Origin of the sequence: Lutibacter litoralis (genome assembly GCF_014646675.1) — a bacterium.
GTDB classification, from domain to species: domain Bacteria; phylum Bacteroidota; class Bacteroidia; order Flavobacteriales; family Flavobacteriaceae; genus Lutibacter; species Lutibacter litoralis.
Genome location: NZ_BMNS01000010.1, coordinates 67994 through 93892, shown reverse-complemented (window position 1 = coordinate 93892; position 25899 = coordinate 67994). Strand labels below are relative to the sequence as shown.

General features: G+C 28.3%; 25 protein-coding genes. 15 read left to right on the top strand and 10 right to left on the bottom strand.

Going from position 1 to position 25899, the window contains the following annotated elements:
- Positions 1–31: 31 nt before the first annotated feature.
- The 5 genes from rlmH to IEW75_RS14675 are packed head-to-tail and all read left to right on the top strand — an operon-like array spanning position 32 to position 3971.
- The gene (gene rlmH / locus IEW75_RS14695; protein ID WP_134246935.1) at positions 32–505 is read left to right on the top strand and encodes a 23S rRNA (pseudouridine(1915)-N(3))-methyltransferase RlmH; all 474 of its coding nucleotides are present in this window, start codon (positions 32–34) and stop codon (positions 503–505) included.
- A complete protein-coding gene (locus IEW75_RS14690; RefSeq protein ID WP_134246936.1) occupies positions 498–1082 on the top strand; it encodes a non-canonical purine NTP diphosphatase in 585 nt (194 codons plus the stop codon). The genes rlmH and IEW75_RS14690 overlap by 8 nt, the downstream gene beginning before the upstream one ends.
- Positions 1082–2113 (top strand): FecCD family ABC transporter permease, encoded by a 1032-nt coding sequence (locus IEW75_RS14685; RefSeq protein WP_134247200.1) that lies wholly within the window; start codon positions 1082–1084, stop codon positions 2111–2113. The genes IEW75_RS14690 and IEW75_RS14685 overlap by 1 nt, the downstream gene beginning before the upstream one ends.
- Positions 2113–2910, top strand: coding sequence for an ABC transporter ATP-binding protein (locus IEW75_RS14680; protein ID WP_134246937.1), 798 nt, complete (start codon positions 2113–2115; stop codon positions 2908–2910). Before IEW75_RS14685 ends, IEW75_RS14680 begins: the two co-directional genes overlap by 1 nt.
- A gap of 44 nt (positions 2911–2954) precedes the next feature.
- Complete coding sequence (locus IEW75_RS14675) at positions 2955–3971, top strand: M28 family metallopeptidase (RefSeq protein WP_134246938.1); 1017 nt, start codon at positions 2955–2957, stop codon at positions 3969–3971.
- A gap of 51 nt (positions 3972–4022) precedes the next feature.
- On the opposite strand, the gene holA is transcribed toward IEW75_RS14675, so the two are convergent.
- The gene (gene holA, locus IEW75_RS14670; protein ID WP_134246939.1) at positions 4023–5027 is read right to left on the bottom strand and encodes a DNA polymerase III subunit delta; all 1005 of its coding nucleotides are present in this window, start codon (positions 5025–5027) and stop codon (positions 4023–4025) included.
- A 30-nt stretch (positions 5028–5057) separates the two neighbouring features.
- On the opposite strand from holA, the gene IEW75_RS14665 reads away from it, so the two are divergent.
- The gene (locus tag IEW75_RS14665) at positions 5058–5513 is read left to right on the top strand and encodes a type I restriction enzyme HsdR N-terminal domain-containing protein (protein WP_134246940.1); all 456 of its coding nucleotides are present in this window, start codon (positions 5058–5060) and stop codon (positions 5511–5513) included.
- Positions 5514–5598: 85 nt separating this feature from the next.
- A complete protein-coding gene (locus IEW75_RS14660; RefSeq protein ID WP_134246941.1) occupies positions 5599–6624 on the top strand; it encodes a glycosyltransferase family 2 protein in 1026 nt (341 codons plus the stop codon).
- Positions 6625–6756: 132 nt separating this feature from the next.
- Here IEW75_RS14660 and IEW75_RS14655 read toward each other — a convergent pair whose 3' ends face one another.
- The 8 genes from IEW75_RS14655 to nusB all read right to left on the bottom strand — a co-directional run bounded on the left by IEW75_RS14655 (position 6757) and on the right by nusB (position 13354).
- A complete protein-coding gene (locus IEW75_RS14655) occupies positions 6757–7380 on the bottom strand; it encodes an L-threonylcarbamoyladenylate synthase (protein WP_134246942.1) in 624 nt (207 codons plus the stop codon).
- A 127-nt stretch (positions 7381–7507) separates the two neighbouring features.
- Positions 7508–8206 carry a response regulator transcription factor gene (locus IEW75_RS14650; RefSeq protein WP_134246943.1) on the bottom strand — a complete coding sequence of 233 codons (699 nt, stop codon included), beginning with the start codon at positions 8204–8206 and terminating at the stop codon, positions 7508–7510.
- Between the two features lie 11 nt (positions 8207–8217).
- Positions 8218–9789 carry a sensor histidine kinase gene (locus tag IEW75_RS14645; RefSeq protein WP_134246944.1) on the bottom strand — a complete coding sequence of 524 codons (1572 nt, stop codon included), beginning with the start codon at positions 9787–9789 and terminating at the stop codon, positions 8218–8220.
- Positions 9790–9887: 98 nt separating this feature from the next.
- A complete protein-coding gene (coaE, locus tag IEW75_RS14640; protein WP_134246945.1) occupies positions 9888–10472 on the bottom strand; it encodes a dephospho-CoA kinase in 585 nt (194 codons plus the stop codon).
- A 79-nt stretch (positions 10473–10551) separates the two neighbouring features.
- Positions 10552–11520, bottom strand: coding sequence for a CdaR family protein (locus IEW75_RS14635; protein ID WP_134246946.1), 969 nt, complete (start codon positions 11518–11520; stop codon positions 10552–10554).
- A gap of 72 nt (positions 11521–11592) precedes the next feature.
- Positions 11593–11913: a preprotein translocase subunit YajC gene (gene yajC / locus IEW75_RS14630; RefSeq protein ID WP_134246947.1), complete on the bottom strand. Its 321-nt coding sequence runs from the start codon at positions 11911–11913 to the stop codon at positions 11593–11595.
- Between the two features lie 22 nt (positions 11914–11935).
- Positions 11936–12388: a DUF1573 domain-containing protein gene (locus IEW75_RS14625; protein ID WP_134246948.1), complete on the bottom strand. Its 453-nt coding sequence runs from the start codon at positions 12386–12388 to the stop codon at positions 11936–11938.
- A gap of 27 nt (positions 12389–12415) precedes the next feature.
- Positions 12416–13354, bottom strand: coding sequence for a transcription antitermination factor NusB (gene nusB, locus IEW75_RS14620; protein ID WP_134246949.1), 939 nt, complete (start codon positions 13352–13354; stop codon positions 12416–12418).
- Between the two features lie 174 nt (positions 13355–13528).
- Here nusB and IEW75_RS14615 point away from each other — a divergent pair, with 174 nt between their 5' ends.
- The 3 genes from IEW75_RS14615 to IEW75_RS14605 all read left to right on the top strand — a co-directional run bounded on the left by IEW75_RS14615 (position 13529) and on the right by IEW75_RS14605 (position 16891).
- Positions 13529–15283 carry an ABC transporter ATP-binding protein gene (locus tag IEW75_RS14615; protein ID WP_134246950.1) on the top strand — a complete coding sequence of 585 codons (1755 nt, stop codon included), beginning with the start codon at positions 13529–13531 and terminating at the stop codon, positions 15281–15283.
- A 78-nt stretch (positions 15284–15361) separates the two neighbouring features.
- A complete protein-coding gene (locus IEW75_RS14610) occupies positions 15362–15730 on the top strand; it encodes a PUR family DNA/RNA-binding protein (RefSeq protein WP_134246951.1) in 369 nt (122 codons plus the stop codon).
- Between the two features lie 117 nt (positions 15731–15847).
- The gene (locus IEW75_RS14605) at positions 15848–16891 is read left to right on the top strand and encodes an endonuclease/exonuclease/phosphatase family protein (protein ID WP_134246952.1); all 1044 of its coding nucleotides are present in this window, start codon (positions 15848–15850) and stop codon (positions 16889–16891) included.
- Positions 16892–17035: 144 nt separating this feature from the next.
- On the opposite strand, the gene sucC is transcribed toward IEW75_RS14605, so the two are convergent.
- On the bottom strand, positions 17036–18229 hold the full coding sequence (gene sucC, locus IEW75_RS14600) for an ADP-forming succinate--CoA ligase subunit beta (RefSeq protein WP_134246953.1): 1194 nt from the start codon (positions 18227–18229) through the stop codon (positions 17036–17038).
- Positions 18230–18779: 550 nt separating this feature from the next.
- On the opposite strand from sucC, the gene IEW75_RS14595 reads away from it, so the two are divergent.
- The 5 genes from IEW75_RS14595 to IEW75_RS14575 are packed head-to-tail and all read left to right on the top strand — an operon-like array spanning position 18780 to position 25891.
- Entirely contained in the window at positions 18780–21188 is a 2409-nt protein-coding gene (locus tag IEW75_RS14595; protein WP_134246954.1) for a DUF5916 domain-containing protein, read from the top strand.
- Positions 21189–21229: 41 nt separating this feature from the next.
- Positions 21230–21892 (top strand): ABC transporter ATP-binding protein, encoded by a 663-nt coding sequence (locus tag IEW75_RS14590; protein ID WP_134246955.1) that lies wholly within the window; start codon positions 21230–21232, stop codon positions 21890–21892.
- Positions 21893–21902: 10 nt separating this feature from the next.
- Complete coding sequence (locus IEW75_RS14585) at positions 21903–22640, top strand: 5'-methylthioadenosine/adenosylhomocysteine nucleosidase (RefSeq protein ID WP_134246956.1); 738 nt, start codon at positions 21903–21905, stop codon at positions 22638–22640.
- A gap of 42 nt (positions 22641–22682) precedes the next feature.
- The gene (locus IEW75_RS14580; RefSeq protein WP_134246957.1) at positions 22683–24641 is read left to right on the top strand and encodes a BatA domain-containing protein; all 1959 of its coding nucleotides are present in this window, start codon (positions 22683–22685) and stop codon (positions 24639–24641) included.
- Positions 24638–25891 (top strand): dihydroorotase, encoded by a 1254-nt coding sequence (locus tag IEW75_RS14575; protein WP_134246958.1) that lies wholly within the window; start codon positions 24638–24640, stop codon positions 25889–25891. Before IEW75_RS14580 ends, IEW75_RS14575 begins: the two co-directional genes overlap by 4 nt.
- Positions 25892–25899 lie beyond the last annotated feature (8 nt).

Genomic DNA, 25899 nt, shown 5'->3' with positions numbered 1-25899 from the left:
TTAAAGCTTTAATTCTTTTTATATTTGTGAAATGAAAATTAAGTTGCTCACAATCGGAAAAACCGATGATAAAAATTTACAAACGTTAATTGAAACCTACCAAAATAGGTTAAAACATTATATTAACTTTGAAATTGAAATTATTCCTGACTTAAAAAATATAAAAAATTTAAGTGAAGTCCAACAAAAGGAAAAAGAAGGAATTTTAATTTTAAAAAAATTAAACGCAACAGATGTTTTAATTTTACTTGATGAAAAAGGTAAGGAATATAGGTCAGTTGCTTTCTCTCAATTTCTTCAGAAAAAAATGAATGCTGGCATAAAACAATTAGTATTGGTAATTGGAGGTCCTTATGGATTTTCCGATGCTGTTTATCAAAAGTCTCAAGGGAAAATTTCCTTATCTAAGATGACATTCTCGCACCAAATGATTCGTTTATTTATTGTTGAACAAATTTACCGGGCATTTACCATTTTAAAAAACGAACCTTACCATCATGAATAAATTAAAACTTGTTTTTGCTACCAATAATAAAAATAAACTAAAGGAAGTACGGGCAATGCTAACCAATTTTGAAATTGTAAGTTTAGCCGATATAAATTGTTTTGATGACATTCCAGAAACTGCAGATACTTTAGAAGGAAACGCAATCTTAAAAGCCAATTACATTACTAAAAAATATGGTTTAAATTGTTTTGCTGACGATACCGGGTTAGAAGTTGAAGCTTTAAATAACCAACCCGGAGTTTATTCTGCACGTTATGCAGGTGAAGAAAACAATTCAGAAAAAAATATGAGTAAACTATTAACTGAACTTGGTGATAACTTAAATAGAAATGCACAATTTAAAACTGTAATTGCCTTAAATATTAACAAAAAACAATTTATATTTGACGGAATTTGTAAAGGACAAATTTTAAAAGAAAAACAAGGCATCTCTGGCTTTGGTTACGATCCTATATTTATGCCTAAAGGTTATAACAAATCTTTTGCAGAAATGGATTTAAAAGAAAAAGGAACTATTAGTCACAGAGGAAAAGCCATACAACAATTAGTACATTTTTTAAAAAATCATTTTTGATTAATCCAACAAAATCATACAAAAAAACATTTATAATTCTACTAATTACATTAGTCTTTGTATTTATAGTTAACCTTAGTTTAGGGTCTGTTTATATTCCGTTAAAACAAGTGTTTTTAGCATTAACAAATGGTGAACTTGAGAAAGATTCTTGGGGTTCAATTATTTTAAGTGTCCGTTTACCAAAGGCAATAACTGCAATAATTGTAGGCTCTGGTTTATCTATAAGTGGTTTGTTAATGCAAACCTTATTTAGAAATCCATTAGCAGGTCCTTTTGTATTAGGAATAAGTTCTGGAGCCAGTTTAGGAGTCGCCATTTTAATTTTAGGAGGTTCATTTTTAGGAGCAAACATTACCAGTTATGCATTTACAAATTTTGGTTTGGCAATTGCAGCAAGCTTAGGTGCATTTTTAGTACTTTCTGCTGTAATGATTGCGGCACAAAAAGTTAAAAACACCATGTCAATATTAATAATTGGATTGATGTTTGGTAGTTTAACATCTGCTGTAATAAGTATTTTAGCTTATTTTGGAAGTGCTAGTCAATTGCAACAATATATGTTTTGGAGTTTTGGAAGCCTTGGGAATCTAAGTTGGAAAGAAATAACTGTTTTATGTGTTGCTTTTTTAATTGGAATCTCTTTTGTAATTTTTATAATAAAGCCTTTAAACACATTACTATTAGGTGAAAATTATGCAAAAAGCTTAGGTGTTAATGTAAAAAAAACACGTAATTTAGTACTAATTGCAACTAGTTTATTAACTGGAGTTATTACGGCCTTTTCTGGACCTATTGCTTTTATAGGTTTGGCTGTACCGCATTTAACAAAACTGTTATTTAGCACTTCGAATCATAAAACATTAATTCCTGCAGTTGCTATAAGCGGTGCAATAATTATGTTAATTTGCGATAGTATTGCACAGTTACCAACAAGTGAATATACATTACCAATAAATGCAATTACGTCATTATTTGGAGCTCCAATAATTATTTGGTTGTTGGTTAGAAAAAGAAAAGTTTATTATTAATGAAACAACCTAAGAAACATATTCTAAAAACCACAAACTTAAGTATTGGATATACTTCAAAAAAACAAGTTTCTGTAATTGCTACTGATTTATCCATTAATTTAGAAGCTGGTAATTTAGTTTGTTTACTTGGAAAAAACGGAATTGGAAAATCTACATTACTTAGAACCTTAACCAAAGTTCAGCCAGCTTTAAATGGTACTGTTTTAATTGATCAAAAAAATTTAGATAACTTAACAAATATAGAATTATCTAAAATAATGAGCTTAGTGCTTACCGAACGCTTGCCCGATAGTAGTTTAACTGTTTTTGAATTGGTTGCATTAGGTAGACAGCCTTTTACAAATTGGATTGGGTACCTTACTAATAAAGATATGGAAATAATTCAGATGGCTTTCAAAAAAACAAATACAAGCCATTTAATGAATTCTAAATGTTATGAATTAAGTGATGGACAACTACAAAAGATTTTGATTGCCAGAGCTTTAACACAAGACACCCCAATTATTGTTTTAGATGAACCAACGGCACATTTAGATTTACATCATACTGTTAATACATTTTCTTTATTGAAAAATTTAGCAGCTGAATTTAATAAAACAATTATTGTATCTACACACGAAGCTAATTTAGCACTACAATTAGCAGATGAATTGTGGCTGATGTCCTCATCTAAATTTATAAGTGGTAAAACTGACATACTTATTGAAAATAACGAACTTGAACTACTTTTTGATTCTAATTTAATTAGCTTTAATAAAGCTTTAAAACAGTTTTCAATTTCAAATTCTTTTTAAACATTAATATTTTTATATATTTGAAACTCTTCAAAAATATATAGATGAAAAAAATACTTGTTTTAATTACTTCAGCATTCATAATTAGTTGTGGAAGTAACAATCATATTTCAGAAATTAATGAAACTACAGGTGTTTCTGCAACCAAATATGCAACCACAATTACTGTTGAAGATTTAAAAACTCATTTATATAATATTGCTTCAGATGAATTTGAAGGAAGAGAAACTGGTGAATCTGGACAGAAGAAAGCAGCAGAATATTTAAAAAACTTTTATATAAATAGCAATATTGCTAGTCCTTTCGAAGGTAATAATTACTTTCAAAAAATTCCAACTGAAAATTTAAGACCAAATTTAAATCCTTCAGAAAATGTATTGGCTTTTATTGAAGGATCTGAAAAACCTGAAGAAATTATTGTAATATCTGCCCATTTAGATCATTTAGGCATTAGAAATGGTGAAATTTATAATGGAGCAGACGATAACGGATCTGGTACAGTGGCTATTTTAAAAATTGCAGAAGCATTTCAAAAAGCTAAAGAATTTGGAAATGGACCAAAGCGTTCTATCTTATTTTTACACGTTACAGGTGAAGAAAAAGGACTTTTAGGTTCTAAATATTATGTAAATAATCCTGTTTTTCCTCTTATTAATACCGTTGCAAATTTAAATATAGATATGATCGGTCGTTTGGATGATACGCACGAAAGAAACCCAAATTATATTTATTTAATTGGTTCAGACAAATTAAGTACTGAGTTACATAACATTTCAGAAGAAATAAACACAAAGTTTACTAATATTAATTTAGATTATTCATTTAATGACGATGAAGATCCTAATCGATTTTATTACAGATCTGATCACTACAATTTTGCTAAAAATAACATTCCTATAATTTTTTATTTTAACGGAACACACCAGGATTATCATCAACCCTCAGACACTCCCGATAAAATTAATTACGAACTTTTACAAAAAAGAACACAATTAATTTTTTATACAGCTTGGGAAATTGCCAATAGAGAAAACAGAATTGTTGTTGATAAACAATTTTGATTCAATAGTTTAGGATATAAACTTGCATCTTTAAAACTATACATCACAAACCTAATGAATAATCTTAAAAAGTAACTCTTTTAAAATATCTCCTGCAGGCAAAGCATTTGCTCCTACCCCTTTACTTTTAACATCGGCATTACGTAAAAGTCCGATTACCTGAGATACTTTTCGCATTGGATAGTTTTTTGCTGCCATAGTATAATCTGAAACAAAGAAGGGATTCACTCCAAGTGCCTTTGCAACACTATTTTTAGATTTGTCTTTTAAACTATGATAAATAAGTAATTGCGTAAAAAAACTATTCAATAAAGAAATAGTCATAATCATAGGATTTGCTTTCTGATTTTGAGCAAAATGATTGATAATTCTATTCGCTTTTAATACATCTCGTTCTCCAACAGCTTTTCTTAACTCAAAATTATTATAATCTTTGCTAATTCCAATATTGTCTTCAATTGCTTCTGGAGTAATGGTAGCTTCTTTTGGTAAAACCAACATTAATTTATTTAATTCGTTATTAATTTTACTTAAATCTGTACCCAAAAACTCTATTAGCATTAACGTTGCTTTAGTGTCAATTTTATATTTTTTACCAGCTAATACTCTCCGAATCCAATCAGCTACATGATTCTCGTATAATTTTTTACTTTCATAAACTAACCCAACTTTATTAATTTCTTTATAGAGCGATTTACGTTTGTCTATTTTTTTGTATTTATAGCAAATAACCAAGACTGTTGACGGTTGTGGCTGTTTTGCATAAGACACCAATTTTTCTATAGTTCTGGATAAATCTTGTGCTTCTTTAACAATAACAACTTGCTTTTCCGCCATCATTGGAAAACGTTTGGCATTATCAATTATTTCTTCAATGGTAACATCTCTTCCGTACAACACCATCTGATTAAAACCCTTCTCCTCTTCAGCAAGGATATTATTTTCAATATATTCTGAAATTTTATCAATATAATAAGGTTCTTCACCCATTAAAAAATAAATAGGCTTTATATTTCCATTATTAATATCAGAAACTATTTTTGTAATGTCATTCATTTATATAAAAAAAATTAGCATTTTTGCGGTATGCAACAATTGAATTTACCAACATATAAATTCAGATTCAAAAGTAGTGAAAATAAGCTTTTTATTTTTGATATCATCAGAAAAAAATATGTCGTTTTAACTCCAGAAGAATGGGTAAGACAACATTTTGTGTGGTTTTTAATTGAAGAAAAAAAATATCCCATTTCTTTATTTGCTGTTGAAAAAAAACTAACAATCAATAAATTAACAAGACGTACCGATATTTTAATTTTTAATGCTGAAGGAAATCCGGATATTATTGTTGAATGTAAAGCGCCTTCAATAAAAATAACACAAGAAACTTTTGACCAGATTGCACGTTATAACCTAAAATTAAATGCCAATTACCTAATTACAACCAATGGTTTAGAGCATTTTTACTGTAATATGGATTTTAAAAATGAACGTTATATTTTTTTGAAAGACATTCCAAATTATAGCAAATTTGATTCGTAGATTTTTTTAATTTCATCTATATTATTTAATAAACTTTTAGTATTCTAAATAATAATATTGACAAGTTTATAGTAAGTTTGCATTTGTGAAAATAGCTATTGTAATATTAAACTGGAACGGAAAACAATTGTTGGAAAAATTTATGCCATCTATTGTTAACTTTAGCAACATAAATAATGTTGAAATTTATATTGCAGATAATGCTTCAACTGATGATTCTATAGCTTTTGTTCAAAAAACATTTTCAACAGTTAAAATAGTTGAAAACAAAAAAAATGGTGGTTATGCGAAAGGTTATAACGATGCCTTAAAACATATTGATGCTGATATTTACGGATTGGTAAATTCTGATATTGAGGTTACCAATAATTGGCTAGATACCATTATTTCCACTTTTGAAAATGAACCCAATACTGCTATTATTCAACCAAAAATTTTAGATTTTAAAAACAAAGAATTATTTGAATATGCTGGTGCAGCAGGTGGTTTTATTGATAAATATGGATACCCATTTTGTAGGGGACGCATATTTTCAAATTTAGAAAAGGACAACAATCAATTTAATGATACCTCTGAAATATTTTGGGCTTCCGGAGCTTGTTTTTTTATTAAAGCTACTGTTTTTTACCAATTAAATGGTTTTGATGAAGACTATTTTGCACATCAAGAAGAAATTGATTTGTGTTGGAGAGCCAAAAATTTAAATTATAGTATTAAATATATTGGAGCTTCAACAGTTTATCACGTTGGAGGCGCAACTTTAAAAGAAGAAAGTCCAAGAAAAACGTTTTTAAACTTTAGAAATAGCTTGTTTACATTGGTTAAAAACCTTCCAAAGAATCAAGTTTTAGAAATTGTTTTTACGCGATTATTACTTGATGGTATTGCGGGTATAAAATTTGTATTAGAATTGCGTATAATGCATACAATTGCAATCTTAAAAGCACATTTTAGCTTTTATGCTCAACTTTCTAAAATATATAAAAAAAGAGGTAATCATAAAAAGAAACCTGATTATTTTGCTACTAAAAGTATTGTTTGGCAGTACTTTATTTTAGGTAAAAAAAAATATAGTGAGATTGATTTAAAAAACAATAACTACAACCAGTAATAACATTAAATATTATAAAAAGCTCCCACTCCTCTCAGCCAAAGGTACCATTTAAAAGACTTTTCAAAAACTTGTGATAACATCACATACTTTAATAAAAGAAGGTAACTCACTTAAAAATCAAACCAATAACTACACAAAACCGTCAATACTTCCTTTACCTTCTCGTATAATTTCAATTCCATCATTAGATAAATCGATAACAGTTGATGCGTTATTATCTCCATAACCCCCATCAATAACAATATCTACCAAATCTCCCCATTTTTCAAATATTAATTCTGGATCTGTAGTATATTCCAATAAATCATCTTCATCGTAAATAGAAGTTGAAACTATAGGATTACCTAACTTTTTCACCAATTCTCTAATAATATTATTATCAGGAATTCGAATACCAACAGTTTTTCTGTTTTTAAAAGCTTTTGGTAAGTTTGTATTACTTGGCAGCACAAATGTATAAGGGCCTGGCAAATATTTTTTTAGAATTTTATAAGTTTGTGTATCAATTTGCTTTACATAATCTGAAAGATTACTTAAGTCATAACATATAAACGAAAAATTTGCTTTAGCTAATTTTAGACCCTTAATTTTAGCTACTTTCTCCATAGCTTTCATATTGGTAATATCACAACCTAATCCATAAACAGTATCAGTTGGATAAATAATTAATCCCCCTTTTTTTAAAACGTCAACAACTTTGTCAATTTCGCGTTCGTTTGGGTTTTCATCATAAATTTTTATCAAATCTGCCATGTAAAATTTTAATTAAAAAATGAAATATAAAGAGATTGTCTAAAATAAATTACTTCGTAACTACCTTTCTTCAGGCAGGTTCAGTCAGAAAGTAACATCAAAAATATTATTCAGTCTCTATTTAAAGTTATGATTTATCTATTAATCTAAAGCCTTCTCCATGAATATTTAAAATTTCAACATTTTCATCTCCTTTCAAATATTTACGCAATTTAGCAATATATACATCCATACTTCTAGATGTAAAATAGTTATCATCTCTCCAAATTTTAGTTAATGCTAATTCTCTTGGCATTAAATCGTTTTTATGCACAGCCAACATTTTTAGCAATTTACTTTCTTTTGGAGATAATTTTTGAGTTTCACCACCATTAAACGACAAATGACGCAATTTTGAATTAAACTCGAATTTACCAATTTTAAATTCAAAAGTTTCTTCTTCAAGATTTTGCTCTGTTTCTTTGCGTTGCATTATTGCTTTAATTTTGTACAATAAAACTTCAGAATCGAATGGTTTGTTCAAATAATCATCTGCTCCAGCTTGATATCCTTTTAAAACATCTTCTTTCATGGTTTTAGCTGTTAAAAATATAATTGGAACTTCAGAATTTGTTGCTCTAATATCTTTTGCAAGAGAAAATCCATCTTTTCTTGGCATCATTACATCTAAAATACATAAATCATAATCGTCGTTTTTAAACATAATCAAACCTTCTAAACCATCTTTAGCAAGGGTTACGTTGTAATCATTTAACGATAAATAATCTTTTAAAACTGTTCCAAAATTAGGATCGTCTTCTACTAATAAAATTTTGTTATTTTCCATATTTTTTTAATTTATATCAAAGGCAATTTAACTATAAAAGTGCTTCCAACTCCTTTATCACTTTCTACAAAAACTTGACCTTGATGAATTTCGACTATTTTTTTCACATATGAAAGTCCTAAACCATGACCTTTAACATTGTGAATATTTCCTGTTTCTTCTCTATAAAACTTTTTAAAGATATGTTTTTGAACATTTTTGTTCATTCCAATACCTTGATCTTTGATTTTAATAATTATGTTTTTTGCAGTATTTTCTGTTGAAATATCAATTTTTGGAGCATTCTCAGAATATTTTATTGCATTATCAAACATATTAACAATTATACTGGTTAAATGAAATTGATTTCCTAAAACTTCAGTTAAATGAGCTTTTAAATCTGATTTTACATAACCTCCTTTGTCTCTTATTAGTAATTCTACATGTGTAATTGCTTCATCAATTATGTCGTGAATATCAACGGCTTCCTTATTAACATCTAATTGGTTTTTTTCTAATTTAGATATTCTCAATACATTTTCTACTTGCGCGTGCATTCTCTTATTTTCATCACGAATCATTTTAACATAACGTTTCACTTTTTCTTCATCTGAAATTATTTTTGGGTTTTTAATTGCATCTAACGCCAAATTTATAGTTGCTATTGGTGTTTTAAACTCGTGCGTCATATTATTAATAAAATCAGTTTTTATTTCAGAAATTTGTTTTTGCTTAATCAACTGATAAAGGGCAGTAACAAAAGATAAAATTATAATGAGAATAAAAAATGCTGATAACAGTAAAATTTTAGATATGGATGATAAAATAAAATCTTTTTTCTCTGGAAATGTTACAAACAGTTGAAAATCGCTATTACCCTCGCTGTCTGCAAACATTGGAACCATATAACTTTTACCAACTTCTTTTCTAAAATATCCCGATTTTACTTGTGTTGCCAATCCATTACTATAAATGCCATATTTAAAATCCGTATCTATTCCTTTACTTTTAAGTTCTCGATCTAAACGGTATGAAATTTCTCTGTTACTAACTCTTTTATGCACTGGCAACTTACTTCTTGAAACATCAAATACACGTTCTAGTTGCGACTTTTCTGCTCCATCAAACCTTCCAATTTTAACATAACGTTCTTCTGGAGGATTAACGCCATTACCTTGATTATCAAAAGTTTGATCTTTTACAATTACAATCTCTTCTTTACTAAAAATTTCTTTAAAATCTATAGAATCATTTTCAAAGAACTCTGATGGAACTTTATAATTCTCTTCAATAATACTTTGAGAAAATGTAAAACGTTCGTTGTTTACAGTATCTAATTTTTCGTAGATATAATTTCTTACATCTGAATATTTTAATTTTCTACCTTCGTCTTTAAATCTTTCTGTAATATCAACATAGAACTCATTAAATTCGTGGTCTTTAATATCTTCAGAAACTTTTGCTAAGGCAAACTTTACATTTGAGGTAAATTGTTCTTCAGTAATTTGAATGGTATTTTTAATCCAAAACACTTGAACTGATATTATCCCTATCAATGCAATACTCATTAAAATTATGATAAGTACAAATATCCTTTTTCTCATTATTCAAAATTAAACATTTAACACAAATAACGTTTTTATTTAACTTTAGTTAACAACAATACTAATTTTTTAACACTTTATTAAGAAATTACTCATTTTTAGCAAAGGTTCAATACGATTTTGTAGATGGTTGAAACTTGTGCTTTGGTGTTAAAAACATCGGAATTATTAATTACAAAATCAGCCTTTTTCACTTTTTCTTCATCATTAAGTTGGTGTTCCATTCGTTTCAAAATTTGTTCTTTTGTTACACCATCTCTTTTTATAATTCTTTCAATTCTTTCGTCAATATCTGTTGCAACTGTAATTACAAAATCACATAACTTATCGCTCCCACTTTCAAATAAAATAGCGGCTTCATAAATAATTAGTTTTGAAGTTGATTTTTTTACAAATTTTTTAAAATCTTCTAGTACTACTGGATGTACAAGAGCGTTTAAAGCTGTAAGTTTTGTTTTATCATTAAAAACAATTTCCGCAATGAAGGCCGTATTCAATTTGCTATCAACATAAGCCTTTCCCCCAAACAGTTGAATTATTTGATGAATTAGCTCTTTGTTGGAATTCATCAATTTTTTAGCTTCAATATCTGCCACATAGGTTGCACATCCAAGTTCCTTAAACATTTTTAAAACGGTTGTCTTTCCACTACCAATGCCTCCCGTTAAACCTATTATTTTCATGTCTATATTGTTTCTTTAACTGTCAATTGTTATTTGCTATTCAACATATTAAGCGCTATTTTCTATTGAAACATTCGTTTTATTTTTGTAGCAAAAACTCTATATGAGCTGGATTTATTTTTAGTGACGAAATATATTCACTTTTTTGTTTTATTATCGGAGTTAAAAAATGTGTTGTAGTATCGTTTTCATATTGTTTATAATCAAATACTATTAAAAAACTATTTTCGTTTATTTTATTAAAATTTGAAAGACCGGCTTGAAAAATAACTTCAATTTGTTTCGGAAAAGGGTTTACATTTATCCCATCTGGTTGGTTAATTACAGTAACTGGTATTTTAAAACTACCTTCTGTAAATTTATCAACTATTGCCGTTAACTTAACAGTATTCGTCGAAAGCACAACATTTTTTGTGTTTTTTGGAATCACCAAATTTAGTTTCTCATTTATATTTTCGTAAATATCATATAATTTTAATTGAGTTGTAGCAATATAATCAATTGAGTCTATGTATTTATTTGGTCCAGAAATAAAAATAGAATCTGGACTCACTTTTAATTTTTCTGTAAAATTATAACCAAGTTTAAACTGAATATCTGTTTTTGGAATTATAGGGACTTTTTTAGTACTATTTTTTCCTATTTCAATAAAAATAGTGTCTTTTAAAATACGTATAATTTCTGTCTCTCCAGTTAATTGTGCATTTAAATTTGAAAGTTGAGTATTTGGTAAAATGTAATGGGAAGTTCCTTTTTTCAACAAACTATTTAAGCTTAGACTAATTTTTTGAGATTTAATTTTACGTTTTAGCAAACTAAATCCAGGTGCCCTTATAGCAACTTCAACATTAGAAATTGGCTTTACTTGCACTAACTTATCGCTCGGTAAGTTTTTATAAACTATTTTAAATTCAGCTGAGCTTGTATATGTTTTAGACAATTCAATCAACAACCATATAATTGAAGTAAGTACCAAAAAAAATATAAATACTTTTGTTTTACGATTATTTTGAAGTGTTAAATCCGATTTTTTCAAGCTTGTTTTCATTATTTAGAATAAATATTAAATATACAAAAAAAGTGAGCCAATTGGCTCACTTTTATAATTATGTATTAAATATTATTTTTTTGCTACTGGAGCTGAATACTTTTTGCTTAATTCCATTGAAATTGCAGAACGTTCAAATTTAATTTTTCCCGCACCCGTTTCAATAATAACTGTATTATCACTATCTACAATATCCATAATTTTTCCATGAATACCACTTGTTGTTACAATTTTAGCTCCTTTAGCAATTTCTGCTTGAAACTTTTTTTCATTTTTAGCTTTTTTCATTTGTGGTCTAATCATAAATAAATAGATCACTACAAACATTAGTAAAAATGGTAACATACCTGTTATTGAACTTGCGTCTGTTTGTAATAATAGTGTTGCGTACATATTTTATATTATTTTAAATTTTTTAACTTTTTTTAACTACTGTTCCTTTAATTCGTATTAATTCTGTAACCTTTTCAGAATTGGTTTGCAATGTAATAGATTTGCTTTGTTTACCTAGTCTACCTCTAGAATTAAATGTAAATTTTAAGTCTGCCGATGCTCCTGGTGCAATTGGTTCTTTTGGCCATTCTGGAACTGTACAACCGCAAGTAGCTTTGGCACTTGTAATTATTAAATCCACTTTTCCTTTATTGGTAATTTTAAAAGTGCCCTCTGCTATTTCACCTTCTATTACTTCACCAAAATCGTATTCGGTTTTATCAAACTCTACAATTGCCGAGCCTAAACTTATAGCAGTATCTCTTTCTTTAGCACTTTCTAAATTAGAAGTATTAATTTTTGAGGTTGCATTTTCTTTACATGAAAAGAATGCTAAACTCAACATAAAAACAAATAGTATTTTAAAATTTCTCATAATTAAGTTTTTTGTAAAAATATAAAATTATAATAAGCCTCTCCCTATTTTATTCAATCTTTTTGTAGCAGTAAAATCTTTTAAAATTTTGTCTAATACACCATTAATAAAGAAACTACTTTTATTTGTAGAGTAATCTTTAGAAATCTCAATATACTCGTTAATAGTTACTCTAGATGGAATTGATGGGAATTTTAAAAACTCACATATTGCCATTTTAATTAAAATCATATCTATTTCTGCAATACGGTCAGCATCCCAATTTGGAGTTTTATCGTGTACTTCTTTTTCAAATTCTGTGTGGTTTAACACTACCTTTCTAAATAATTCTACAACAAATTTCTTGTCGTCTTCATCTTTATACAAATGTCCTAAAAGAAAAGGTTTACTAGGCTTAAACTGATTAATAGTTTTTAAAACCCACGTATTTACAAAAGGAATATCATCTACCCAACCAATACTTTTGTCTTCAAAATAATCAGCTAATTTATCATTAGGTGCAATTATTTCTTTAAACAAAGTAGCTACAAATTCTTTATCTTCTTGAAAAGAAGTTGTTTCAGAATTTATATATTTTTTATAAGTAGTACTTTCTTTAGTAACCCTCCAAATATCATTTACATATTCAGTATCTAAAGTCCAGTAATTCAACTTTTTGTCTTCTAAATAATTATTCAAAGAAACATTTTCTTCTAATGATTTAAAAATGGCATTGTTAATAAATTTAGTTTTTGGATTTAATTCTTCTGAAGTTGCTAAAAACTTTTTTTGAGAAATTTTCATATTATTTTTCTCTAAGTTTTTAACTTCAACAAATAGTCGCAATATTAGCACATATAAATCGAACATTTTATCTATACTTTTATAAAGGTATTTTTCTTCCTTATCAAGTACATCACTTTTAGATTGAAGCATCGCATAAACCGATTGCATAACTTTAACTCTAATATGTCTTCTATTTATCATTTAAAGAACTTTAAACTTTTATTGTTTTATAAAGCGCAAAAATACTATTATTTTTTAGAAAATTTATTTTGTTTTTGATTTTTTATTCAAAGTTAAATCTATCATAAAAAATCGGCTTTAAATTTATATTCATGTATATTCGTGCATTCAAATTGAATTGTTGTATTAACCTCTATGAAAGCCTTAAAATATCTAAATAAATACTTTTTAAAATATAAATACCGTTTGCTAATTGGATTATTTATTACCTTTTGTTCTAAATACTTGGCACTTCAAATTCCGCAATTAATTAGCAAATCTTTAGATGCTTCGCAAGATTATAAAAATGGACTAGTTACAGACTTAACAGTTGTAAAAGCCGATTTATTAAATAATATTTTACTAATAGTTGGAGCTGCGTTACTTTCAGGTTTTTTTACTTTTATAATGCGTCAGACTATAATTGTAACATCTAGACTAATAGAATTTGACCTAAAAAATGAAATTTATCAACAATACCAACGCTTATCTCTAAATTTTTATAAGAAAAATAAAACGGGAGATTTAATGAACCGAATTAGCGAAGACGTAAGTAAAGTTAGAATGTATTTTGGTCCTGCAATTATGTATTCAATGAATATGTTAGTGCTTTTTATTGTTGCTATTGTTAAAATGTATAATATTGACGTTACATTAACAAATTACACCTTATTACCATTGCCTGTATTGTCGGTTTCTATTTATGTATTAAGTAGAATTATTAATAAAAGAAGTACTGTTGTACAACAATATTTATCGAAGCTAACGGCAAATGCTCAAGAAACGTTTTCGGGAATTAGCATTTTAAAATCATACGGAATTGAACGAAATGCAATGGCAGAATTCGGGAGTCTTTCGGTAACTGCAAAAGAAAAAAACATCAACCTTTTTAAAGCACAAGCGTTATTTTTTCCTTTAATGATTCTTTTAATTGGTTTAAGTAACATTTTGGTTATTTACATTGGAGGTTTAAGATATATTGCCGGAGAAATTACCATTGGTGTTATTGCAGAGTTTATTATGTATGTAAATATGTTGACTTGGCCAGTTGCAGTTGTGGGTTGGGTTACTTCTATTGTGCAACAGGCAGAAGCTTCTCAAGAACGTATTAACGAGTTTTTAAAGCACAAACCTGAAATTAAAAATTTAGTGGCTACACCTTCTCAAATAAAAGGGGACATTGAATTTAAAGATGTTACTTTTACTTATGATGACACCAATATTACTGCATTAAAAAACTTAAGTTTTACTTTAAAACAGGGTGAGACATTAGCTATCTTGGGAAATACTGGATCTGGAAAATCTACCATCTTAAATTTAATTGCCCGATTGTATGATACTGACTCTGGCGAAGTTCTAATTGATGGGAAAAACATTAAAGATTTAAATTTAGACGATATCAGACAAAATATTGGTTTTGTTCCTCAAGAAGCATTCTTGTTTTCAGATACAATTAAAAACAATATAAAATTTGGAGACAATAACGCTTCCGATGAAAAAATAGAACAAGCTGCTAAAAATGCTTACATACATCATAATATTATAGATTTTAATGAAGGTTATAACACTTATGTTGGTGAAAGAGGTGTTACATTATCTGGTGGGCAAAAACAGCGTATTTCTATTGCAAGAGCGCTTATTAAAGATCCTAAAATATTAATTTTAGACGATTGCTTATCTGCCGTAGACACAGAAACAGAAGAAACAATACTCAATAATTTACATACAGTAAGTCATAATAAAACCACTTTAATTGTAAGCCATAGAGTTTCATCTGTTAAAAATGCAGATAAGATTATTGTCATTGAAAATGGCACAATTGTACAACAAGGTACACACAATCAACTGGTTAATAAAATAGGGTATTATAAAGAATTATACGAACAACAACTTTTAGAAAAAGAATTATAAAAATTACGTTTTAAGTAAATTTATTTTATAGATTTGTGTAGAAATCTAAAAAAAAGATAATAAAATAGAAAGTTAATTATGAGTGACAAAGAACATTTAGAACAAGAAGAGATATTCTCTCAGGTTCTTAGAGCAGGAAGAAGAACTTACTTTTTTGATGTAAGAGCGACAAAGGCAGAAGATTATTACTTAACAGTAACTGAGAGTAAAAAATTCACGCATGACGATGGATCTTTCCATTACAAAAAACACAAAATTTATTTATACAAAGAAGATTTTGCAGAATTTAATGAAATGTTAAAAGCTGCTACTGATTACATTCTAAACGAAAAAGGTGAAGAAGTAATTTCTGAGCGTCACCAAAAAGACTTTAAAAAACCTTCAGAATTAAATGACGAAACTTCAAAAACAGAAAGTTTCACCGACTTAAATTTTGAAGATATTTAAAAATTAAGCGTCTTTAATAAGCTGTCTAAAAGCATGTAAACTCGTTAGTCTGAATTTGATTCTGGTTGACGTAAATGTTACTTTTAGACAGCTTTTTTTTTAGTTAAACATATTTATATGAAACTACTTAAACTAATTTTTACTGTATGTTGTTATATTTTAATAGTTAATTGCACTCCTAAAAAACAACAATCACTAACAGTATTACAATTTAATATTTGGCAAGAAGGAACCGTTATAAAAGACGGCTACAATGCTATTATAAATGAAATTATTCACTCAAATGCTGATTTAATTGCATTAAGTGAAGTTAGAAATTATAATAATACCAACCTAAATGAACGCCTAATTGCTTCATTAAAAGAAAAAGGATATACTTTTTATTCAGAAAAAAGTGAAGATTCTGGAATACTATCTAAATATCCTATTATAGACCAAACTCAAATTTTTCCATTAAAAAATGACCACGGATCAATTACTAAGGCAATCATTAATGTAAATGGAACAGAAATTGCATTCTATAGCGGACATTTAGATTATTTAAATTGCGCTTTATACTTACCTCGTGGTTACCACGGTTCTACTTGGAAAAAATTAGATGCCCCTATTACAAACCTCGTTGAAATTGAAAAAATTAATTTACAATCTCAAAGAGATGACGCTATTAAAAGTTTTATTGAAGATGCTAAAAATGAAATTAATAACGGTAGAATTGTAATTTATGGTGGCGACAATAACGAACCTTCTCATTTAGATTGGACAGAAGCTACAAAGAACTTATACGACCATAATGGAGTTGTAATGCCTTGGAATATATCATTAGATTTAGAAAAAAATGGTTTTATAGATGCGTACAGAAACATATTCCCAAATCCTGTAACGCACCCAGGTTTTACATATCCAGCAAATAATACGGCTATTAATATTGAAAAATTGGCTTGGAGTCCAGACGCTGATGATAGAGATAGAATTGACTTTATTTATTATTATCCAGATTCAAGAATAAAACTAAATACTTCCAAAGTTTTTGGACCAAAAGGTGATATCTCAAAAAATAAACGCGTATTAGAAAACACTCACGATGTTTTTTTAGAACCATTAAATATTTGGCCAACAGACCACAAAGCTGTAATCTCAGAATTTACATTGAATATTAAATAAATTACATCTTTACAAAGGTGAAACAACCAAAACACTCCGCTCCGAAAAGCTTCATTCACAATAAAGGATTTATAATTCAAAGCACAAAAAAAACCGACAAAAGTCGGTTTTTTTAAATATATTAATTTGCTATAAAGCTAACTACTAAGCTAAAACTTCTTGCACCTTATCCGCTGCTTCTTGAAACTCTGTAGCAGAAATAACATCTAATCCACTATCATCAATTAACTGTTTTGCTTCAATAGCATTTGTACCTTGTAATCTCACAATTATTGGAACTTTAATGGCATCTCCCATATTTTTGTATGCATCTATAACTCCCTGCGCTACTCTATCACAACGCACAATTCCACCAAAAATATTAACTAAAATAGCCTTTACATTTGGATCTTTTAAAATAATTCTAAAAGCAGTTTCAACACGTTTTGCATCAGCAGTTCCTCCAACATCTAAAAAGTTAGCAGGCTCACCTCCAGATTGTTTAATTAAATCCATAGTACTCATTGCTAAACCAGCGCCATTTACCATACAACCAACATTTCCATCTAAATCGACATAATTTAAACCTGCTGCATTGGCTTCAACTTCAATCTCATTTTCTTCACGCAAATCTCTTAAAGACGCTAAATCTTTATGACGGAATAAAGCATTATCATCTAAAGTTACTTTAGAATCAACAGCTAATATTTTATCATCTGACGTTTTTAGTACAGGATTAATTTCAAATAAAGAAGAATCTGATTTTACAAAAGCGGTATATAATGATGTAACAAATTTCACCATTTCTTTTAAAGCACCACCAGATAACCTTAAGTTAAATGCAATTTTACGTGCTTGAAATGGCAACAATCCTAATAAAGGGTCAATATCTTCAGTAAAAATTAAATGTGGTGTTTTTTCAGCAACAGCCTCAATATCCATACCTCCTTCCGTAGAATACATAATCATATTTCTTCCTGTAGCTCGGTTTAATAAAACAGACATATAATATTCTTCTGGTTCATTATCACCAGGATAATAAACATCCTCAGCAATTAAAACCTGATGTACTTTTTTCCCTTGAGCTGAAGTTTGAGGTGTTTTTAGCATCATTCCAATAATATTTTCTGAAATTGATTCTACCTCTTGTAAGTTTTTGGCAAGTTTAACTCCACCGCCTTTTCCACGTCCACCAGCATGTATTTGTGCTTTTACAACCCACCAGCCCGTGCCAGTTTCTGTTGCTAATTGTTTTGCCGCTTCCACAGCTTTTTTATGATTATCGGCAACAATTCCGCGTTGAATTCTAACGCCAAAACTATTTAACAACTCTTTTCCTTGGTATTCGTGTAAGTTCATTAGAAATATTTTTTTTTAATATTAACAAATGTAATAATCATAAGTTAAACTTTTTATTTAATTACTAAAAAGTTTTAAAATTTAAAATCAGTAGTTAAGAAACTTTACTGTTTCATAATTTTTATTAGTGGCAGCTAATTACAAAAAATCAATATATATTTACCTTATATACAATGCAAAATTACATCCTTTTTTGTGTATAAATACTCGAGAAGTGCTTAAATCTAATAGCTCTAAATATTTTAAAACTTCCTGTCTAAAGATTAAATTCGCTTAGAAAAATATTTAATTATTAAAAAAAATAACAATGAAAAAATTAATTTTAAAATCCGTCTTTTTTACTCCTATTGTATTTCTGAGCGTTACAGTAACAATGCTTTTTATTAGTTCATATATTGGTTATGTGAATTTGATATTTAGGTTATTTACTTCAAATTTTTAAATGTATGTTATTAACTTAAAAATTAACTCTTTATTAACATATATTTAAGACCTTCTGAAATTATTGTTAAATAATTTAGCGCTCTATTAAAATGCATCGTATTTAACAATGAAAAATATTCTATTCGTCTTCTGTCTAGCTTTTATTTCCTTTTCATACTCACAAGCTACAAAAAAAACAGTTTCTGCACTTAGAATAACAAAATCTCCTACTATTGATGGTATTTTAAATGAAGCTTTTTGGGAAAAAGCCCAAGAAGCAAAAGATTTTGTAATGTTTGAACCTGGTGATGGTGGAAATGAGCGTGAAGATAAAAAAACCACCGTAAAAATAGTATACGATAATGAAGCAATTTATTTTGGTGCAACCATGTACGATGCAAACCCGAAAGAAATTCCAATGCAATTTGGTGGAAGAGACCAATTTGGAACTGTCGACTTTTTTTTAATAAGTATTAATCCTAACAATGATGGGCAAAACGACACCGAGTTTGTAGTTATGAGCACTGGGGCTCAAGGAGATGCAAAAGTTTCTTCGGGTCGTGAAGATTTTAGTTGGAACGCCGTTTGGGATAGCAACGTTAAAGTCAATAAAGATAGTTGGGTAGTAGAAATAAAAATACCTTATTCCGCTTTGCGTTTTTCAAATACCAATATTCAAACTTGGGGAATTAACTTTCATAGAAGAGTTAATAACCTAAATGAACAGTATGTTTGGAATTATATTGACAAAAAAGTTGGTGAAATCACTCAATATTCCGGTGAAATTATTGGAATAAAAGATATTAAACCTCCTACTCGATTAAGTTTTTCTCCATATGCATCAAGTTCATACACTACTTTTGATGGAGATAGTGAATTCAATAATAGTATTGGGATGGATTTAAAATATGGTATTAATGAAAGTTTCACATTAGATGCTACATTAATTCCCGATTTTGGACAAACTGCATTTGATGACCAAGTATTAAATTTAGGACCTTTTGAGCAACGATATGAAGAAAAAAGAGCCTTTTTTACCGAAGGAACAGAACTCTTTAATAAAGGTGGGTTATTTTATTCTCGCCGTGTTGGAAATGCACCTGTAAATTACAACGTAATTGAAGAAGGTTTAAATGAAAATGAAGAAGTTATTTCCAATCCAGATAAAGTTAATATGCTAAATGCAATTAAAATTTCTGGTAGAACAAAAAAAGGTTTGGGTATCGGAGTTTTTAACGCAATTACAGAGAAAACCTCAGCAACTATAAGAGATAATGCAACAAGCGAAACAAGAAAAAAAGTAACTGAACCATTAGCAAATTATAATTTGCTTGTTTTGGACCAACAGTTTAATCAAAATTCATCGGTAAGTTTAGTAAACTCTAATGTACTTCGTTCTGGTGACTTTAGAGATGCAAACGTTACAGCTTTGCTTTTTGATATTTCAGATAAACAAAATAAATTTAACATTATGGGAAACTATAAATTAAGTAATGTTAATGAGTTTGGTGTAAACACAAATGGTTATTCCACTTTTATTGAGGTTGGAAAAAGATCAGGAAATATTCAATATGAAATAGGTCATTGGAGAGTAAATGACACTTATGATATTAAAGATTTAGGCTTTCAAAGTAGAAACAACTTAGCCAATTATTTTAGTAAAATTTCTTATCAGATTTTTGAACCAACAAAAACATTAAGTGGTTTTAGAATTACATTTCAAAATGAATTCAGATATCAAAACAATCCCAACAAATATTCAGGAAATAATTTTGAAATAAATGCCCGATTAATAACCCTAAACAGACTGGCTTATGGTGGGCAAATTGAATCAAGTATTGGAAATCAATACGATTTTTACGAACCTCGTGTAGCTGGAAGATTTTTTAAAGAAAATGCACGCATTTTCACAAGTGGCTGGATTTCTACAGATTATAGAAAAAAATTCGCTATGGATCTTAGAGCCTTTTATTTTAAAAAGTATAACGACTCCAATAAAACCTATTCAGTTAATTTTTCTCCCCGTTTTCGTTTTTCTGATAAATTCGAAGTTATATACGCAATAAATTTTAGAGAAGCTACGGACGAAAAAGGTTACGTAAATGAATTAGATAACGGCGCTATTATTTTTGGAAATAGAGCATCTAAAACAGTTACCAATACATTGAGTAGTAAATTAAGTTTTAGCACAAAATCATCTTTAGCTTTATCTTTCAGGCACTATTGGTCACCAGTAACTTACGATACCACTTTTTTTGAATTAAATAGTGATGGCAACTTAAACAACAGTAGTTATTCTGATAATCATGATATAAATTATAATATTTGGAATTTTGATCTAAGCTATTCTTGGGAATTTGCTCCAGGAAGTCAGTTAGTTGCATTATACAGAAATTCTATTTTTAATGAAGACGATTTATCGAGCTTAAGATTTAAAGAAAATATAGACAATCTTTTTAAAGAACCTGTAACCAATAATATATCACTTAAACTTATCTACTACTTAGATTACAACAATCTTAAAACTTGGTTGTAGTTCTAAATTAATTATGTATTTTCACGCAACTATTTTACAACATGATACAGGCAAAAAATATACATAAGTTTTACGGCGATTTAGAAGTTTTAAAAGGAGTTGACTTAACCATAAAAAAAGGAGAAGTTGTCGCTATAATTGGTCCTTCTGGAGCAGGAAAAACAACATTATTACAAATTTTAGGTACTTTAGATAAAGCTTCAAAAAACGTAGATGCTAAACTAAATATTAACAACATAGATTTATTACAACTAAAAGATAAGTCGCTCTCTAATTTTAGAAATAAACATATTGGTTTTATCTTTCAATTTCATCAATTACTTCCAGAATTTACAGCACTCGAAAATGTGTGTATTCCTGCATTTATAGCTAATAAATCTAAGAAAGAGGCCGAAGCCAAGGCAACTGAATTACTTAACTTTTTAGGATTATCAGACAGAATACAACACAAACCAAACGAATTATCTGGTGGGGAACAACAACGTGTTGCTGTGGCAAGAGCGTTAGTAAACGATCCAGATGTTATTTTTGCCGATGAACCGAGTGGGAACCTCGATTCTGCTTCTGCTAAAAATTTACATGAATTATTTTTTGAACTTCGTGAAAAATTCAATCAAACCTTTGTAATTGTAACTCATAACCAAGAATTAGCTGAAATGGCGGATAGAAAATTAGAAATGAAAGACGGGAAAATCATCAACTAAAATTTATTAAATGATTGGAATTATAAGTGCAATGCAAGAAGAAATTCAGGCACTATTAAACGAGCTTAAAAATGTAGAAACATCCGAGAAAGGGATGCGAACTTATTACACAGGAACTTTATTTAACACAAATGTTGTGCTTGTTTTTTCTCGTTGGGGAAAAGTTGCTTCTGCCGCAACCACTACACAGCTTATAAACGATTTTAATGTAGACGAAATAATATTTACAGGTGTTGCTGGTGCGATTCATACTAATTTAAACATAGGTGATGTTGTAATTGGAAAGAATTTATATCAACATGATTTAAATGCGAGTCCATTCTATAAAAAATTTGAAATTCCTATCTTGAAAAAAGAGTTTCTTGAAACAAAAAATGCAACAAAACTAATAGAGGCCACCACTAACTTTATAAATACTTACAATACATATATAAATAATGAAGAAGCGATAGCTTTCGACATTACAGCTCCAAAAATTGTATTTGGTGATATTGCTAGTGGAGATAAATTTATTAAGAGTTTAAAAAAAATTAAGAAATTAAATAAGGCATTACCAACTGCAATTTGTGTTGAAATGGAAGGTGCAGCTGTAGCACAAATTTGTTACGAATACGAAATCCCATTTTCAATTATTAGAATAATCTCCGATAAAGCAAACGACAATGCAACCATAGATTTTTCTAGATTCGCAAATTCCATTGCAAGTTACTATGCCTTAGGAATTTTAAAAAACTATTTTAATAATTAACTTTAGCATTTTAACAATAAAAATTTCAACTAAAAATTAACAATGCAATTTAAAAATCCTGAAATTTTATATCTACTAATACTGCTTATCATCCCGATATTAGTACATTTATTTCAGTTGCAGCGTTTTACAAAAGTGCCTTTTACCAACGTACAATTTTTAAAAAAAATTGAACAGCAAACACGTAAAAGTGCACGTTTAAAAAAATGGCTAATTTTAATTACAAGAATGCTTGCTTTTGCTTGCTTAATTATTGCTTTTGCACAGCCTTATTTTTCTGATTTCCCTTCTGATAAAAAATTTAATACAACCATCTATTTAGACAATTCTTTTAGTATGCAAGCTAAAGGTGAAAATGGTGAATTATTAAAAAGTAGTATTCAAAAAATTATTGAACAAAACAATTTTGAAAATACACAATTATCAATAATCACAAATGATAAAGTGTTTCTAAATTTAGATGCTAAAAATTTAAAGAAAGAACTTATAAATTTAAAATACACTCCTAATAGTTTAAATTTAAACAGTGTTATTTTAAAATTAGAAAGTTTAAAAAAAGAAGGTAAAAACATATTAAACAGACACATACTAATATCTGATTTTCAAAATAATAACATAAATAATAGTAACAATCTTACAACCCTAAATACTCCAATTCAACTTCTAAAAGTTAAACCTAAATCAACTGATAATATATTTATAGATAGTTTATCTATAAACAGTAAAAATACAACTGAAATTAAAATTAATGTTGTTATTAAAAGCTCAATAAACAGTTCAGAAAATGTTCCAGTTTCATTGTTTAACAATTCAAAACTATTTGGAAAAGCTACAGCTAAATTTAATAATTCTAACCTAACCAATGTCGAATTCGCCATTCCAAATACACTAGATTTTGATGGAAAAATTTTAATTAATGATGCTGCGTTGGAGTTTGATAACGACTTTTTTTTTATCTTATCAAAACCCGAAAAAATAGCGGTGTTATCTATTGGAAAATCCTCAGATTTTTTAGCGAAAATTTATACTGAAAACGAGTTTAATTTCACCACTACTCCACTTCAAAATTTAAATTATAATGCAATCCAAAATCAGCAGTTAATTATTTTAAATGAATTAGAAGAATTTCCAAATTCTTTAATAACAAGTATTAAAGAGTATTACTTAAATGGTGGAAATTTAGTTTTAATTCCTTCAGAAAAAACAGTTATTTCATCATATAATACATTGTTACAAACTTTAAATTTTGGAGTACTAAATTCTTTAATTTCTAAAGAACATAAAATAACAACTATTAATTATAACCATCCAATTGTTAATGATGTTTTTGAAAAAAGAATTAGTAATTTTCAATATCCAAAAGCAGCTAAGCACTTTAAAAATAGTTTTAAAAATACAGCTCCTATTTTAAAATTCGATAACAATCAACCATTTATTTCATCTATATCTACTAAAAAAAGTAATTTTTATTGGATAGCTTCCCCTTTAAACAAAGAAATTTCAGATTTTATACAATCACCGCTGGTGGTTCCAATATTTTATAATTTTGCAAAAAACAGTTCAAAATTCTCTGAATTATATTATACAATCGCTCCTGAAACTACTATTGATGTTAAGGCCTCATTAAATAAGGATGCTATTCTTAAGATTTCTAATGAAACCACTGAATTTATTCCATTGCAACAAGTGCTGCAAAATAAAGTAACTATTACTACTGAAAATACTATTTTAAGAAGTGGACTTTACACTATTTATAATAAAGAAAAACCTCTAAAGACAGTAGCTTTTAATTACAATAGAAAGGAAAGTGATCTTTCCTACACAGACTTAAACACACTCAGCAGCAATAATAAAAATATTCAAATTTCATCTTCAATAGATGAACTTTTTAATGAAATTAACAATCAACAAAAAATCAATTGGCTTTTTAAGTGGTTTTTAGCTTTTTCTGTGCTATTTTTGTTAATTGAAATACTGATATTAAAATATTTCAAAATATGAAGTTACTGATAAAATCTGCAACCATTATAGACCCTTCTAGTCCGTTTCATAACAAAAAACAAGATCTTTTAATTGAAAACGGAAAAGTCTCAAAAATCTCAAAATTAATAGAAAACCCTAATAAGTATAAAGAAATAGAATTAGAAAATCTACACATTTCTCAGGGTTGGTTTGACACTAGTGTTTGTTTTGGAGAGCCTGGTTTTGAAGAACGTGAAACTATAGAAAACGGATTAAACACAGCAGCAAAAAGCGGTTTTACAGATGTTGCTGTAAATGCAAATACATATCCAGTTGCAGACAATAAATCGGCCATAGAGTTTATAAAAAATAAAGGAAATAATAGCGCAACATTTTTACACCCTATTGGTAGTTTAACAAAAAACGCTAAAAGTGAAGACCTTGCTGAATTATTTGATATGCAAAATTCGGGCGCTATTGCATTTAGCGATTATAACAAACCAATTGCAAATGCTAATTTGTTAAAAATTGCGTTACAATATGTTCAAAATTTTGATGCATTGGTATTCAGTTTTCCACAAGACAATTCAATTGCTGGAGACGGTTTGGTAAATGAACAAATAAACAGTACAAAACTTGGCCTAAAAGGAATTCCTTCTTTAGCCGAAGAAATGCAAATTACAAGAGATTTATTTTTGTTAGAATATACGGGTGGAAAATTACATATTCCTACCATTTCAACAGCAAAATCTGTGAAGCTTATTAAACAAGCTAAAAAAAATGGTTTAAATGTAACTTGCAGTGTTGCAGCACATCATTTAGTGTTAACAGATGATGAATTAGTAAGTTTTGATGCAAACACAAAAGTTTTACCGCCATTACGAACATTAAAAGATGTTAAAGCATTAATTAAAGGTGTTAATGATGGTGTTATAGATATTATTACAAGCGATCATAATCCAATTGATGTTGAGCATAAAAAAGTTGAATATAGTGCGGCTAAATTTGGAACTATAGGGTTGGAAAGTTTATTTGGTGCATTAAATAAAGTGCTTCCGTTAGAAACATTAATAACTTGTTTAACAACAAAACCGAAAAATAGATTTGGTATTAAAAACATTTCAATTAATGAAGGAGAAAAAGCAAATTTTACACTTTTTAATCCTGATTCAAAAGCTATATTTACAAAAGATTGTATTCTATCTTCTTCAAAAAATTCAGTTTTCTTGAATAAAAAAATGAATGGTAAAGTATATGGAATTATAGCTAACAACAAAGTTGTTTTATAATTTTTTAA